Genomic DNA, 14077 nt, shown 5'->3' with positions numbered 1-14077 from the left:
TCTGCCGTGCCGCCAGATGATCTGGCTCCCCGTCGGCCGGCTCACCCGACACGTGCCGCGTTTACGCAGGTCAGCGCGTTGGGTTCGGACAGGGTGAGGCGGTGATCGGCGCCACTGTCGGGATTGCGTAACCTGATGCGACTCTGTGGTGCGAATGGGGGAGGACCAGTGCGACTCGGGCTCAGCCTCGGATACCAGACGGCGTGGAGCACACCCGCCGATCACCTGGCGCTGGCTCAGGAGGCGGACCGGCTCGGCTACTCGGTGGTGTGGGCGGCGGAGGCGTACGGCTCCGACTCGCCGAGCATGCTCGCCTGGATGGCCGGCCAGACCGAACGGATCGACCTGGGCAGCGCGGTGATGCAGATCCCGGCCCGGACCCCGGCGATGACCGCGATGACCGCGGCGACCATCGACGCGCTCTCCGGCGGCCGGTTCCGGCTCGGCCTGGGCGTCTCCGGGCCGCAGGTCTCCGAGGGCTGGCACGGTGTCCGTTTCGCCAAGCCCCTGGCCCGCACCCGGGAGTACGTCGACATCGTCCGGCTGGCGGTGGCCCGCAAACCCGTCGCGTACGACGGCGCGCACTACACCCTGCCGCTGCCCGACGGGCCCGGCAAGGCCCTGCGCCTGGGCTTCCACCCCCCACGGGAGCACATTCCCGTCTACCTGGCCGCCGTCGGGCCGAAGAACCTGGAACTGGCCGGGGAGATCGCCGACGGCTGGCTGGCGGTCTTCTACGCCCCCGAGTTCGCCGCGGAGCAGCTCGCCTCGGTGCGGGCCGGCCGGGTGAAGGCCGGCAAGGACCTGGCCGGCTTCGACGTGGTGCCCTCGGTGCCCGTGGTGGTCGGCGACGACGTGGCCGCCTGCGCCGAACTGGTCCGCTGGTACGCCGCGCTCTACGTCGGCGGCATGGGCAGCCGGCAGCAGAACTTCTACAACCAGCTCGCCACCCGGATGGGTTACGGCGACGCCGCCCGCGAGGTGCAGGACCTCTACCTGGACAAGCGGCAGCGTGACGCCGCCGCCGCCGTGCCGCTGGAGTTCATCGACCGCACCTCGCTGCTCGGGCCGACCGAACGGATCGCCGAGCGGATGCGTGAGTACGCCGAGGCCGGGGTGACCACCCTGTCGGTGACCCTCTTCGCGGCCGACCGGGACAGCGGCGTGCGGACCCTGCGCGCCGCCGCCGAGGCCCTCGAGATGTCCGGAGTCGGCGAGTGAGCTGGATCGAGGCCATCGTCCTGGGCATCGTGCAGGGGCTCACCGAGTTCCTGCCGGTCAGCTCCTCGGGGCACCTGCGCATCACCTCCGCGATCTTCTTCGACCAGGACGCCGGGGCGTCGTTCACCGCCGTCACCCAGCTCGGCACCGAGGCGGCGGTGCTGCTCTACTTCGCCAAGGACATCTGGCGGATCGGCCGGACCTGGGTCGTGGGGATCTGGGACTCCTCGGTGCGCAGCAGCCTGGACTACCGGATGGGCTGGTACGTCATCGTCGGCTCGATCCCGATCGGGCTGCTCGGCTTCCTGTTCAAGGACCAGATCCGGGAGACCGCCCGGAACCTGTGGGTGGTCGCCACCACCCTGATCGTCTTCGCCTTCGTGCTGGCCTTCGCCGAGTACTGGGGGCGGCAGACCCGGACCCTCACCAACTTCCGGATGCGCGACGGCGTGGTGATGGGCCTGGCCCAGGCGATGGCGCTGATCCCCGGGGTGTCCCGGTCCGGGGCCACCCTCACCGCCGGGCTCTTCCTCAACCTCACCCGGGAGACCGCCGCCCGGTACTCCTTCCTGCTGGCCATCCCGGCGGTGGTGATGTCCGGGGTGTTCAGCATCCCGGACGTCTTCGCCCCGGCCGCTCCCGGCACCTCCGCCCCCTCCGTGGCCCAGATGGTGGTGGCCACCGTGGTCGCCTTCGCCGTCGGGTACGCGGCCATCGCCTGGCTGCTGCGCTACGTGGCGCACCACACCCTGTACGTCTTCGTGCTCTACCGGGTGGCCGTCGGCACCCTGGTCCTGGCCCTGCTGATGACCGGCACCATCTCCGCCACCTGAGTCGTCCCCCGGCCCCGTCACCGGCACCGGTGGCGGGGCCGCCGCCGGCCCACCGACTCAGGTGGGCGGGGCCGAACTAGGGTGGTCGTGTGGCGACCCTTCTGCTCTTGCGACACGGCCGGACGACGGCCAACGCCGACGGCGGGCTGGCCGGCCGGCAGCCGGTCGAACTGGACGAGACCGGTCGGGCCCAGGCCGCCGCGGTGGGTCAGCGGCTGCGCGGCATCCCGCTGGCCGCCGTGGTCAGCAGCCCGCTGGTGCGCTGCCGGCAGACCCTGGAGCTGGCGGTGCCGGAGGTCACCCCGCTGGTCGAGGACGGCCTGATCGAGTGCGGGTACGGCACCTGGGAGGGGCAGCCGCTGAAGGCGCTGGCCAAGGAGCCGCTCTGGCCGGTGGTCCAGCAGCACCCCAGCGCCGCGGTCTTCCCGCAGGGGGAGGCGATGGCGGCGATGGCCGCCCGTGCCGTCGCGGCGGTGCGCTCCTGGGACGCCCGGGTCACCGCCGAGCACGGCCCCGAGGCGCTCTGGCTGGCGTGCAGCCACGGCGATGTGATCAAGGCCATCGTCGCGGACGCGCTCGGCCTGCACCTGGACCTGTTCCAGCGGATCGTCGCCGACCCGGCCTCGGTCACCGCGATCCGCTACACCCCGCTGCGGCCGTTCCTGGTCCGCCTCAACGACACCGGCGGGGAGCTGACCGCCCTGGTCCCGCCGCCGCGCAAGCGGCGTCGCCGGCCGGCCCGCCCGGCGGACTCCGACGCCGCCGTCGGCGGGGGAGCGGGGGCCGCCCGGTGACCAGGCGACCGCGCCCGGCGGCGGGTCACCCCGGGCGGCGCCGGGCCCGTCGGCCCGCCGCTGCCCAGGTGGGGCGATTCTGCCTTGGTGGGGTACGCGGGGTCCCGACGCGCCGGATAGGGTCGTGGGTATGACCCACCAGGTGCACGCCTTCGAGCCGCCGGAGCGGTTCGTCGCCGGGACCGTCGGGCCGCCCGGGGAGCGCACGTTCTTCCTCCAGGCGCGCGGCGGTGGCCGGCTGGTCAGCGTCGCGCTGGAGAAGGTCCAGGTCTCCCTGCTCGCGGAGAAGCTGGAGGAGTTGCTCACCGAGGCGCAGCGCCGCTTCGGGGTGCAACTGCCCGAGGCGGCCGTCTCCACCGGCGACAACGACCCGCTGGACACCCCGGTCGACGAGGAGTTCCGGGTCGGCACCCTCGGGCTGGCCTTCGACGTGGACACCGCGACCGTCGTCATCGAGGCGATCGCCGCCGGCGAGGCGGAGGCCGAGGTCGAGTTGGGCGACGACGAGACCGACACCGACGACGAGGACGAGGAGCCGGACGAGGACCTCGACCGGCTCCGGGTCCGGCTGACCCCCGAGGCGACCCGCGAGTTCATCGAACGGGCCCGGCGGGTGGTCAACGCCGGCCGACCGCCCTGCCCGCTCTGCGGCCAACCGCTCGACCCCGCCGGTCACCTCTGCCCGCGGCACAACGGCTACCACCGGTGACCTCGTCGGAGCTGCACCCCCTCCAGGACGGTGCCGCCGCGCTGCGCCTGCTCCACGACGGCGATCTCGACCTGGAGGGGCGGCTGGTCGACGCCTCCAACACCACGCTGCGCGCCGTGCTCACCCTCGACGGGGTACGCGCCCGCTGCGTCTACAAGCCGGTGCGCGGGGAACGGCCGCTGTGGGACTTCCCCGACGGCACCCTGGCCGACCGGGAGGTCGCCGCGTACCTGGTCTCCGAGGGCGTCGGCTGGGACCTGGTCCCCCCGACGGTGCTGCGGGACGGTCCGCTCGGCCCCGGCTCCTGCCAGCTCTGGATCGACGAGCCCACCGACGCCGATCCGCTGGTCGGGTTCGTGCCGGCGGACGCGGTGCCGCCGCGCTGGTTCCCCGTCGCCGCCGCCCGCGACGAGGACGGCACGCCGTACGCCCTGGCGCACGCCGACGACCCCCGGCTGGCCCGGTTGGCGGTCCTCGACGCGGTGATCAACAACGCCGACCGCAAGGGCGGGCATGTGCTGGCCGGGCCCGACGACCGGCTCTACGGCGTGGACCACGGCGTCAGCTTCCACGTCGAGCCGAAACTGCGCACCGTGCTGTGGGGGTGGGCCGGCAGGGAGCTGCCCCCCGACGCCGTCGAGGCCCTCGACCAGCTCGCCTTCCTCCTCGCCGGTGACCTCGGCGAGGAGTTGGCCGCGCACCTCACCATCGGCGAGATCGGCGCGCTCGGCGGGCGGATCGAGCGGCTCCGCGACACCGGCCGGTTCCCGCTGCCCCCGCAGGACTGGCCGGCCATGCCCTGGCCGCCGATCTGACGTCCGCGCCGCGCTGCGCCGTCGCCCCGGGACGCGAGTCGTTGTCGCGTTGATCACCCCCACGGTGGGTCCCCGGTGTCGTACGGCTCGTTAGGCTGACGGTCATGGAGTCTTGGGCGGGACACGAGGTGCCACGACTGCCGGGCCGGGGCGGGCCGCTGGCGTTGTTCGACTCGGCGCGGCAGGGCGTCCACCCGAGCACACCCGAGGGCACCGCGACGATGTACGTCTGCGGCATCACCCCGTACGACGCCACCCACCTGGGACACGCCGCCACGATGATCGCCTTCGATCTCGTGCAGCGGTTCTGGCGTGACGCCGGGCACTCCGTGCGCTACGTGCAGAACGTCACCGACATCGACGACCCGCTGCTGGAGCGGGCGGAGCGCGACGGCGAGGACTGGAAGGTCCTCGCGATGCGGGAGACCGCGCTGTTCCGGGAGGACATGGAGGCGCTGCGGATGATCCCGCCGGCGCACTACGTCGGCGCGGTCGAGTCGATCCCGGACATCGCCGACCGGGTGCTGACGCTGCTCAAGGACGGTGCGGCGTACCGGCTGGAGGACGGCACCGGCGATGTCTACTTCGACCTCGCCGCCGCGCCCCGGTTCGGGTACGAGTCCAACCTGTCCCGGGCCGAGATGCTGGAGATCTTCCCGGAGCGGGGCGGTGACCCGCTCCGGGCCGGCAAGCGGGACCCGCTCGACCCGCTGCTGTGGCGCGGCACCCGCCCCGACGAGCCCTCCTGGCCCGGCGGCGAGCTGGGCGCGGGCCGGCCCGGCTGGCACATCGAGTGCACGGTCATCGCGCTGAACCTGCTCGGCGACCGGATCGACGTGCAGGGCGGCGGCAACGACCTGATCTTCCCGCACCACGAGTGCTCCGCCGCGCACGCCGAACGGCTGACCGGGGTGACCCCCTTCGCCGGTCACTACGTGCACGCCGGCATGATCGGCCTCGACGGCGAGAAGATGTCCAAGTCCAAGGGGAACCTGGTCTTCGTCTCCCGGCTGCGCGCCGACCGGGTCGACCCGATGGCGGTCCGGCTGTCCCTGCTCGCCGGGCACTACCGGGCCGACCGGTCCTGGACCGACGAGCTGCTCGCCACCGCGCAGGAGCGGCTGGCCCGCTGGCGGCGGGCCGCCGCCGCGCCCGCCGGCCCGTCCGGCATGGCGATGCTCACCGGGGTACGCGAGCGCCTCGCCGACGACCTCGACTCGCCCGGCGCGCTGCGGCTCGCCGACGAGTTCGCCGACCGGGTCCTCGCCGGCGCCGCCGACGACCCGGCCGCCCCCGCCCTCTTCGCCGCCACCACCGACGCCCTCCTCGGCATCCACCTCTGAACCGGTCTGGGTGGCGTACCCGGGGTGCTCCGTCCCCGCGTCATCCTGCCCCCGCCCGCCCTCCTCGCGCGATCTTGCACTGTGGGCCGGTGGTTCAGGTTCTTTGTCCCGTTATGGCGGGGCGGGAACTGCAAGATCGCCGTGAACGGGGGCGGGGGCGTGGGGGAGGGCGGGGGGTCAGCCGAGGACGAGGCCGGGGTCGGGGTCCGGGTCGGGGGTGGGGGCGGGGATCTTGTACTCCTCGGTCAGGGTGGTCATCGGGCCGGGCCAGGTGGCCTGGGCGACCTCGACGGGCTTGCGTCGCTCGTCGTAGGCGACGTGCAGCAGGTGCAGCACCGGGGTGTCCGGGCGGATCTGGAGGGTCTCGGCCTCCTCCCGGCTGGGCTGGCGGGCGGTGATGGTGTCGGTGGCGGTGACGTACCGTCGGCCGGTGGCCTCCTCCGCCTCCTGGTACAGCGGGCGGCCGAACGCCTCGGCGCGCTCCAGCGGGGTGCCGGCGGTGTCGGCGGGCAGGAACCAGGAGGCGCCCACCTCGACCGGGGAGTCCTCGGTGCGGACCAGGTGCCGGCGGCAGAGCAGGTCGGTGCCGTCGGGGACACCGAACGCGTCGGCCACCTCGGGCGGGGCGGGGGAGCGGCCGACCGAGACGAGGTGCTGCCGGTACCGGGCGGCGAGGTCGGTGTGGTAGCCCCGGAAGCCGCCGTACCGGCCCCGGGAGAGCCGGTTGAGCCGGCGCCGGGTGCCCCGCACGTACGTACCGGAGCCGGGTTTGGTGATCAGGATTCCCTCGACCCGTAACTGGTCGACGGCGCGCTGCACGGTCTGCTTGGCCACCCCGAACATCTCGGCGATGGCCGGGATGGACGGCAGCCGTTCGCCCGGCGCCCAGTCACCCCGGCGCACCTGGGCCTTGAGCTGCGTGGCGATCTGCCGGTGCGGGAACTCGGCCGCTCCCGGATTGATCTGCATCCCCACCTCCACGATCACGGCTAGGTTCCTAGGATGCCGTAGACGGGGTGACCGCGCCACCCCGGACACGCGAAAACGGGCCCCGGGAACACCGGGGCCCGTCACTGCGCGGGGCGGGGGAGCGGGCCTACCAGGAGCCGGCGGTCGGGCCGGCGGAGCCGCCCCGGCGGCGCAGGTACTTCTCGAACTCCTGGGCGATCTCGTCCCCGGTCAGCGGGGTGATCCCGGCGTCGCCGACCCGCTCCTCCAACTCCCGGACGTACTCGCCGAGTTCGGCGTCCTGCTCGGCCGCGCTGCGCACCCGCTGCTCCCACTCGGCGGCCTCCTCGGCCAGGTCGGCCATGGGCACCGGCAGGTCGAGCACCTCCTCGACCCGGTGCAGCAACGCCAGGGTGGCCTTGGGGCAGGGCGGGTTGTTGGCGTAGTGCGGCACGTGCACCCAGAACGACACCGCGTCCACCTCGGCGCGGGCGCAGGCGTCGTGCAGCACCCCGACGATCCCGGTCGGCCCGTCGTACCGGGTGGGGGTGAGCTGGTAGCGCTGGGCGGCCTCGGCGTCGGAGGCGCTGCCGCTGATCGGCAGGGGCCGGGTGTACGGCACGTCGGCCAGCAGCGCGCCGAGCAGGACCACCCGTTCCACCTCCAGGCTGTGGCAGATCTCCAGGACCTGCTCACAGAAGGTGCGCCAGCGCATGCTCGGCTCGATGCCCCGGATCAGGACCACGTCCCGTTCGGTGCCCTTGGGGCTGGCCACCATGAACCGGGTGGTCGGCCACTGCACCTGCCGGGTCTCGCCCGCCGCCATCGAGATGGTCGGCCGGCTCACCTGGAAGTCGTAGAAGTCCTCCGGGTCCAGTTCGGTGACCTGCCGGGCCTGCCACACCTGTTCCAGGTGCTCCACCGCGGCGGTCGAGGCGTCGGCGGCGTCGTTCCACCCCTCGAAGGCGGCGATGGCCACCGGGGACCGGAGCACCGGCAGCCCGTCGAACTCGGTCATGCCGTCACCTCACCCTGATCGTCGGGGCCGGAACCCGGCCGCCGCCCGGCCGTCCGCCCGCCGGGCGCGGTGGTGTCCCTGTTGTCCTTCACGTCCGTAGCCTACGTGTCGGCGTGGGATGCGGCCCGTCGGCCGCGCCGGCCCGCCCGGGAGGGCCCAGGACATAGGGGTACGAAACAGACGTCGGCGTCATCCGGGGCGGGCGGAGCCGCCCGACGGCCGCTGGTCACGGGGCGGCAGTGACGACTGACGGCCGCTGGTCACGGGCGGCCGAGCGCCCGGCGCAGGCCGTTCACCTGCTCCCGGCCCGGGTGCCTCCGGCCCGGCCCGGGTGCCTCCGGCCCGGCCCGGGTGCCTCCGGCCCGGCCCAGGTGCTTCCGGGCCCCGGCCCGCCGCGCCCCGGCCAGCAGGCGTGCCGGCTGCGGTCGATGGAACCGGTTCCCGGGCCGGGGCGCTTCTCGACGACGGGCTCCCGTCCCGGAATCCCGACCCGACCCGGACCGGTGACGGGCCGGACCGCGCGCCCGGCGGCCGGTCCGGGAGCCGGTGTCCCCTGGGGACAGAGCCGGGACCGGTGTGCGGGTTACCATTCCCGGTCTGTTCACCGTGTCGGTGGACGTCCGACGAGGTGGACGTCCGACGATTGCCCCGCAGCCGTACCGCTCGTCCCGCAGAGGAGTCCGCCCGTGACCGACCTGGATGCCGACCTCGCCGCGAAGGTCCAGCCCGAGGTGCCGCACGCGGCGCGGATCTGGAACTACTGGATGGGCGGCAAGGACAACTTCCAGTCCGACCGGGCCGCCGGGGCGGCGGTCGCGGAGGTGTACCCGGAGATCGTGGTGATGGCGCGCCAGTCCCGGCGGTTCCTCATCCGGGCCGTGCGTCACCTGGCCGCCGAGGCGGGCATCCGGCAGTTCCTGGACGTCGGGACGGGGTTGCCGACCATGCAGAACACCCACGAGGTGGCGCAGGAGACCGCGCCGCAGTCCCGGGTGGTGTACGTCGACAACGACCCGATGGTGCTGGTGCACGCCCGTGCCCTGCTGGTCAGCGCCACCCCGGAGGGGGTGACCACCTACGTGCACGCCGACTACCACGATCCGGAGCGGATCCTCGCCGAGGCGGCCCGGACGCTGGACTTCCGGGAGCCGGTGGCGGTGATGTTCATGGGGGTGCTGGGCTACGAGCCGGACCTGGCGGTGGTGCGTTCCATCGTGGGGCGGGTGATGGCGGCGACCGTCCCCGGCAGCCACCTGGTGCTCTGGGACGGCACGGACACCAGCGTGGCGGTGGCCGAGGGCGCCGACCGGCTGGTGCAGAGCGGCGGGGTGCCGTACGTCCTGCGCAGCCCCGACGACCTCGCCGGCTGTTTCGCGGGCCTGACGATGGTGGAGCCGGGGCTGGTGCCGATCACCCGCTGGCGTCCGGAGGACCCGGCGGCCGAGTCGATCGACGCGTACGGGGCCGTGGCCCGCAAGCCCTGACCGGTGGCCGCGGGCCGGGTGGTCCGGCCCGCGGCGTCGGCCGGCGGGTCAGAAGGCGTACGTGACCGAGATGGTGACGTTGGAGCAGGAGTTCGCGTAGCTGGTCAGCGCGTTCTTCTCGGCGGTGTCGACGGTGAGCCGCCAGCGGATCTTGGTGGCCACCCACTCGTTGACGTACCGGCAGCGGGCCGAGGTGTACGGCGGCATCCAGGTGGCCGGGTCCTGGTCGCCCTTGGCCTGGTTGACGTTGTCGGTCACGGCGGCCAGGGCCCGGGCGTCGCCGAGGTCGTTGGCGAAGGCCTGGCGGCGGCTGGTGGCCCAACTGCGGGCGCCGGAGTCCCAGGCCTCGGCGAGCGGGACCAGGTGGTCGATGTCGACGTCGCTGGGCTGGGTCCAGTAGGCGTTGTCGAAGTAGGAGTACCACCGGCCGCCGGTGAGGGTGCAGGTCCCGGAGACGGTGGGCGCGGTGACGGCCTCGGCGATCAGCACCTCGTAGCGGGTGTTGCAGCCGTCCCGGTCGGCGTCGATCCAGTGCGGGAACAGGTCACGGCTGTAGCCGGTGCGGATCTCGGTGGCGACCGGCAGGCTGGCCACGGCGGTCCGCAGGGGAGCGGAGTAGCCGGCGGCCCCGGCGGGGTGGGCGAGGCCGAGGGTGGCGGCCACGACGGCGGCCGTGGTCGCGGCGAAGGTGGTCGCGAGGGCGCGCAGCGTACGGGACATGGATGCTCCGTCCGTCCAGGTGGGAGGCGGTTGTGCCTGGCCTATGTATAGACAGTCGTGGAGGCATCGTCTAGATCGGTTTGTGTGAATGCTGTGTGACATCACCGGTCCGGCCGGTCGCCCGGTCCGTCGGGCGGGGGTGCCGGGTGTTACCCGTCGGCGTGGCAGGGGGCTGTTGCCGGTAACATGATCACCGCGTCTGGCAAGGTGGGACGGGTGATCGCTACCCTCCGTGCCCAGCTACGTCACTGGACCGTGGTCGTGCCGCTGCTCGCGGTCGTGCTGCTCGCGATGACCTGGAACCGTACCCTGCCCGGCCCGGTGGTGGCGGTGGTCGCCCTCTTCCTGGCCGGCGCGGTCCTCGCCGCGGTCCACCACGCCGAGGTGGTGGCGCACAAGGTGGGGGAGCCGTACGGGTCGCTGGTCCTCGCGGTCGCGGTCACCGTGATCGAGGTCGCGCTCATCGTCACCCTGATGATCAGTGGCGGGGAGAAGACCCAGGCCCTGGCCCGGGACACCGTCTTCGCCGCCGTGATGATCACCTGCAACGGCATCCTGGGGCTGTCGCTGCTGCTCGGCGCGCTGCGCCGGGGTGTCGCGGTGTTCAACCCGGAGGGCACCGGCGGGGCCCTGGCCACCGTGGCGACCCTGGCCACCCTGAGCCTGGTGGTGCCGACCTTCACCACCAGCCGGCCCGGCCCCCAGTTCACCCCCGCCCAACTGGCCTTCGCGGCGGTCGCCTCGCTCGCCCTGTACCTGCTGTTCGTCATGGTGCAGACCGGGCGGCACCGCGACTACTTCCTCCCGGTGCCGCACGACGACGGCACGGTCACCGCCGACGAGCACGCCGACCCGCCGTCGACCCGCGCCGCCCTGGCCAGTCTCGGGCTGCTGGTCGTGGCGCTGGTCGCGGTGGTCGGCGACGCCAAGACCGTCTCGCCCACCCTGGAGGCGGGGGTGGCCAAGGCCAACCTGCCGCCGTCCTTCGTCGGCGTCGTCATCGCCCTGCTGGTGCTGCTGCCGGAGACCCTCGCCGCCGCCCGCGCCGCCCGCCGGGGCCGGGTGCAGATCAGCCTCAACCTCGCCCTCGGTTCGGCGATGGCCAGCATCGGCCTGACCATCCCGGCCATCGCCGTCGCCAGCATCTGGCTGGAGGGTCCGTTGCTGCTGGGGCTGGGCGGCACCGAGATGGCGCTGCTGGCCCTCACCGCCGTCGCCGGGGTGCTCACCGTCGTTCCGGGTCGGGCCACCCTGCTCCAGGGCGGGGTGCACCTGGCCATCCTCGGCGCCTTCGTCTTCCTCGCCGCCAGCCCCTGACCCGCCGCCCCGTCCCGGCCCCGTCCCGGACGAGGCGGGGACGGGGACGGGGTGGGCCGCCAGGTCCGGCGGCCCACCCCGTCCGGCGGGGTCAGTAGGTGACCCCCGGGTAGTCCTGCTGGGCCCGCAGGTACTGGGCCTGCCACTCGGCGGGCCAGCCGAACGCCGCCGTGGCCAGCGGCTTCAGGTCCGTGCCGGCCGCGCCGCTCCAGAAGTGCACGAACTCGCCCCAGTTCAGCTCGCGGGCGTACCCGCCGTCGAAGCGGTGGAAGTGCGTCGACAGCAGCAGGAAGAACCGGTCCAGCGTGGCGACGCCCCCGTGGTCCTGGTAGATCGGGTGGAACCAGTCCCGGAACCATTGGGTACCGGCCCGGGGGAAGTCGTCGACGGTGGTCATCTTCTCGTCGTACCAGCGGGTGGCGTGCGCGGTCAGCCCCAGCGCCAGGTACACGTCGTACTGGAAGATCTCACACCACTTGCTGTCGCCCCAGATCCCGAACGCGGGCGAGCCGTGCACGTCGTGGGCGCTGGACTCGACGACGTGGCCGATCTCGTGGGCGATGATGTCGCGCCGGGCCTCGGTGGCCGAGGTCCAGCCGTCGCCGGTGAAGTCGACCATGTTGCGGTGCGAGGTCTCCGCGTCGAAGAGCACCCGCGCGGTGCCGCCGAGCCCCGGTTCCTCGTGGAAGACCGCGTGCAGCTTCTGCCCGGCCAGCCCGCCGTAGGTCGCCTGGAGGTACTGCCAGAGCTGCTTGGTGTAGTCCTTGGCCCAGGTCAGGTCGGTGCCGGCCAGCCCAGTGGTCCGCCAGACGGTCAGGTCGGCGTCGGTGACCACCTTGGTGAGCACCTCGTTGTCGCCGGGGTCGCCGTGCCACACCTCGGTCCAGGTGTTCGGCACGGTGGCGCTGAGGGTGGTGCCGCCGGCGGTGACCCATCCGGTGACCCCGGCGGCGTTCTCCGCCCGCAGCCGGTACTGGTAGGTGCTGCTGCCGGGCAGCTTCAGGTCCCGGTACCGGGTGGTGGCGGTCGGCAGGACCGCCAGCGGGGTCCAGGCGCCGCCGCCGGTCGAGCGTTCCAGCCGGTACGTCGTCTCGTAGCGGGTGGTGTCGGTCCAGGTGAGCAGCATCTGGTCGCCGGAGACGCCGGTGGCCTGGAAGCCGGTCGGCGCGCTCGGCGCGGGGGTGGTGGCGGTGGTGGTGCCGAAGATCCGCCACTCGGCGAGCTGGAGGTCGGGGGAGCCGTCGTTGCCGGTGATCCGCAGCCGGTAGTGCCGGTACGACTGGGTGTTGGCGAACGAGAACGTCCTGGTCTCGAAGCCGGTGAGGAAGGTCTGGTTGCTGCGGGTGTCCAGCGCGGTCCACGAACCCGTGCCGGTGGACGCCTCGAAGACCCAGGAGCGCGGGTTGCGGTCGGGGGCGTCGTTGGCCGACGTCACCGCGTACCCGGTGACCGTCGCCGGGGTGTCCGCCACGAACTGGATCCAGCCGGTGCTGTGCCAGGTGAAGTACTTGCGGTACGGGGAGTTGTCGATCACCTTCTCGACGCCCTCGGCGCCGGTGGTGCCGTACTGGTCGGTGATCGTGCCGGGGGTGTCGGTGATGTCCACCGGTCCGGAGACCAGGCGCGGCGCGCCGGGCTCCGCCGCCGGTCGACCGGTCGCCACGGCGGCGAGCGCGGCCACCATCGTCAGCGTCGTGACGGCGGTGAGCGCGCTCTGCCCGGGACGTGGCCGGATCCGGGCGGGGAACTGTGCTCGCATCAGTGCGGTGCCCTTCCTGGAGATGGGGCACCGAGTACACCCGTGATCACTTAGCGCCGACCTACGGCTGACTTGACGTGACCCGTGGCGGCGCCCGGATGTGGCGCACGTCCCACCGGCGGCGCGACCGGCGGGGGAGAACCGGGCGGGCCCTGCGGTGAACCGTCCGCCCCGCCCCGCCCGTAGATGATCTCGACGGGCATGACGGACCGGCCGTCGGGGTACCTGTCGCCCCACCGCCCGACGCCTGGGGAGGTCCACTGTGACGGCACACGCGCGACGTCGGCCCCGTGGCTCGCTGGCCGCTCTGGTGGTGGCCCTGGTCGCCGCGGCCGGCTGCGTGGTCGGCGGGCTGCCCGAGGAGGACGGGCCCCCGCCCCGGGTGCCGCCGCAGTCGCAGGACCCGGAGCAGCCCCGGCGGTCCCAGGCGCAGCAGGACCGTGGCCCGGGCGCGCAGACCACCCGGGCGGACGGCACCGACACCCCGGAGGAGTTCCAGCAGGACATGGCCGACGCGCAGCGGCTCGCCGAGCGGTACTGGGCGGAGCAGTTCCGCGCCTCCGGCCAGCGGTTCCAGCCGGTCCGGCGGGTCGTCACGTACCAGCGCGACGGGGAGGTCACCTGCGGCGGCCAGGCTATCCCGGCCAACAACGCCGTGTACTGCACCCCGGGCGACTTCATCGCGTACGACATCAACTGGTCGTTCTCGGCGTTCCGGCAGATCGGCGACGCGTTCGTGTTCTACCTGCTCGGCCACGAGTACGCGCACGGCGTGCAGATCCGCCTCGGCATCCGGTACAGCTTCACCATCCAGCAGGAGTTGCAGGCCGACTGCATGGCCGGGGCGTTCCTCGGTGACTCGGTGCGGGCCGGGACGCTCGTGCTCGACGACGGTGACCTGGAGGAGTTCCGCGAGGGGCTGCTCGCCGTCGGCGACGACCCGGACCAGCCGTGGTTCGCCGAGGGCGCGCACGGCACCCCGCAGCAGCGCGCCGACTCCTTCTTCCGGGGGTACGAGCGTTCCCTGGCCGGCTGCGACCTGGGTTGAGCCGGGTCACGGCGCGGGTGCCCCGGTGCCCCGGCGGGCCGCCGACCCTGACAGGATCGGCGCAGGTG

The 14077-nt window shown here is 73.4% G+C and carries 13 protein-coding genes; 9 read left to right on the top strand and 4 right to left on the bottom strand.

Annotated elements, in window-relative coordinates; translation table 11 throughout:
• The first annotated feature begins 168 nt into the window (after positions 1 to 168).
• The 6 genes from ACQUFX_RS08830 (at position 169) to mshC (ending at position 5715) form a co-directional block, all read left to right on the top strand.
• The gene (locus tag ACQUFX_RS08830; protein ID WP_428965526.1) at positions 169 to 1221 is read left to right on the top strand and encodes an LLM class F420-dependent oxidoreductase; all 1053 of its coding nucleotides are present in this window, start codon (positions 169 to 171) and stop codon (positions 1219 to 1221) included.
• Entirely contained in the window at positions 1218 to 2054 is an 837-nt protein-coding gene (locus ACQUFX_RS08825) for an undecaprenyl-diphosphate phosphatase (RefSeq protein WP_428965525.1), read from the top strand. Before ACQUFX_RS08830 ends, ACQUFX_RS08825 begins: the two co-directional genes overlap by 4 nt.
• Before the next feature lie 89 nt (positions 2055 to 2143).
• A complete protein-coding gene (locus ACQUFX_RS08820; protein WP_428965524.1) occupies positions 2144 to 2848 on the top strand; it encodes an MSMEG_4193 family putative phosphomutase in 705 nt (234 codons plus the stop codon).
• 130 nt (positions 2849 to 2978) lie between these two features.
• The gene (locus ACQUFX_RS08815; protein ID WP_067372963.1) at positions 2979 to 3557 is read left to right on the top strand and encodes a DUF3090 domain-containing protein; all 579 of its coding nucleotides are present in this window, start codon (positions 2979 to 2981) and stop codon (positions 3555 to 3557) included.
• A complete protein-coding gene (locus ACQUFX_RS08810) occupies positions 3554 to 4372 on the top strand; it encodes an SCO1664 family protein (RefSeq protein ID WP_428965523.1) in 819 nt (272 codons plus the stop codon). Before ACQUFX_RS08815 ends, ACQUFX_RS08810 begins: the two co-directional genes overlap by 4 nt.
• Before the next feature lie 104 nt (positions 4373 to 4476).
• On the top strand, positions 4477 to 5715 hold the full coding sequence (gene mshC / locus ACQUFX_RS08805; protein WP_428965522.1) for a cysteine--1-D-myo-inosityl 2-amino-2-deoxy-alpha-D-glucopyranoside ligase: 1239 nt from the start codon (positions 4477 to 4479) through the stop codon (positions 5713 to 5715).
• Between the two features lie 177 nt (positions 5716 to 5892).
• Here the strand turns inward: mshC and ACQUFX_RS08800 are convergent, their stop codons facing one another.
• A complete protein-coding gene (locus tag ACQUFX_RS08800) occupies positions 5893 to 6684 on the bottom strand; it encodes a GntR family transcriptional regulator (RefSeq protein ID WP_428966905.1) in 792 nt (263 codons plus the stop codon).
• Positions 6685 to 6811: 127 nt separating this feature from the next.
• Positions 6812 to 7681, bottom strand: a complete 870-nt coding sequence (locus tag ACQUFX_RS08795) for a PAC2 family protein (protein WP_067372944.1) — start codon at positions 7679 to 7681, stop codon at positions 6812 to 6814.
• Positions 7682 to 8367: 686 nt separating this feature from the next.
• Here ACQUFX_RS08795 and ACQUFX_RS08790 point away from each other — a divergent pair.
• The gene (locus ACQUFX_RS08790) at positions 8368 to 9165 is read left to right on the top strand and encodes an SAM-dependent methyltransferase (protein WP_428965521.1); all 798 of its coding nucleotides are present in this window, start codon (positions 8368 to 8370) and stop codon (positions 9163 to 9165) included.
• A gap of 48 nt (positions 9166 to 9213) precedes the next feature.
• On the opposite strand, the gene ACQUFX_RS08785 is transcribed toward ACQUFX_RS08790, so the two are convergent.
• A complete protein-coding gene (locus ACQUFX_RS08785; RefSeq protein ID WP_428965520.1) occupies positions 9214 to 9885 on the bottom strand; it encodes an HNH endonuclease family protein in 672 nt (223 codons plus the stop codon).
• 291 nt (positions 9886 to 10176) lie between these two features.
• On the opposite strand from ACQUFX_RS08785, the gene ACQUFX_RS08780 reads away from it, so the two are divergent.
• On the top strand, positions 10177 to 11202 hold the full coding sequence (locus tag ACQUFX_RS08780) for a calcium:cation antiporter (RefSeq protein WP_428966904.1): 1026 nt from the start codon (positions 10177 to 10179) through the stop codon (positions 11200 to 11202).
• 91 nt (positions 11203 to 11293) lie between these two features.
• On the opposite strand, the gene ACQUFX_RS08775 is transcribed toward ACQUFX_RS08780, so the two are convergent.
• Positions 11294 to 12961 carry a fibronectin type III domain-containing protein gene (locus ACQUFX_RS08775; protein ID WP_428965519.1) on the bottom strand — a complete coding sequence of 556 codons (1668 nt, stop codon included), beginning with the start codon at positions 12959 to 12961 and terminating at the stop codon, positions 11294 to 11296.
• A 262-nt stretch (positions 12962 to 13223) separates the two neighbouring features.
• On the opposite strand from ACQUFX_RS08775, the gene ACQUFX_RS08770 reads away from it, so the two are divergent.
• The gene (locus ACQUFX_RS08770) at positions 13224 to 14009 is read left to right on the top strand and encodes a neutral zinc metallopeptidase (protein ID WP_428965518.1); all 786 of its coding nucleotides are present in this window, start codon (positions 13224 to 13226) and stop codon (positions 14007 to 14009) included.
• The last annotated feature ends 68 nt before the right edge of the window (positions 14010 to 14077 follow it).

Origin of the sequence: Micromonospora fluostatini, from assembly GCF_050410825.1 — a bacterium.
In the GTDB taxonomy this organism is placed as follows: Bacteria; Actinomycetota; Actinomycetes; order Mycobacteriales; family Micromonosporaceae; genus Micromonospora; species Micromonospora rosaria.
Note: the sequence above shows the minus strand (reverse complement) of the source record. Positions and strands in the feature narration are given on the sequence as shown.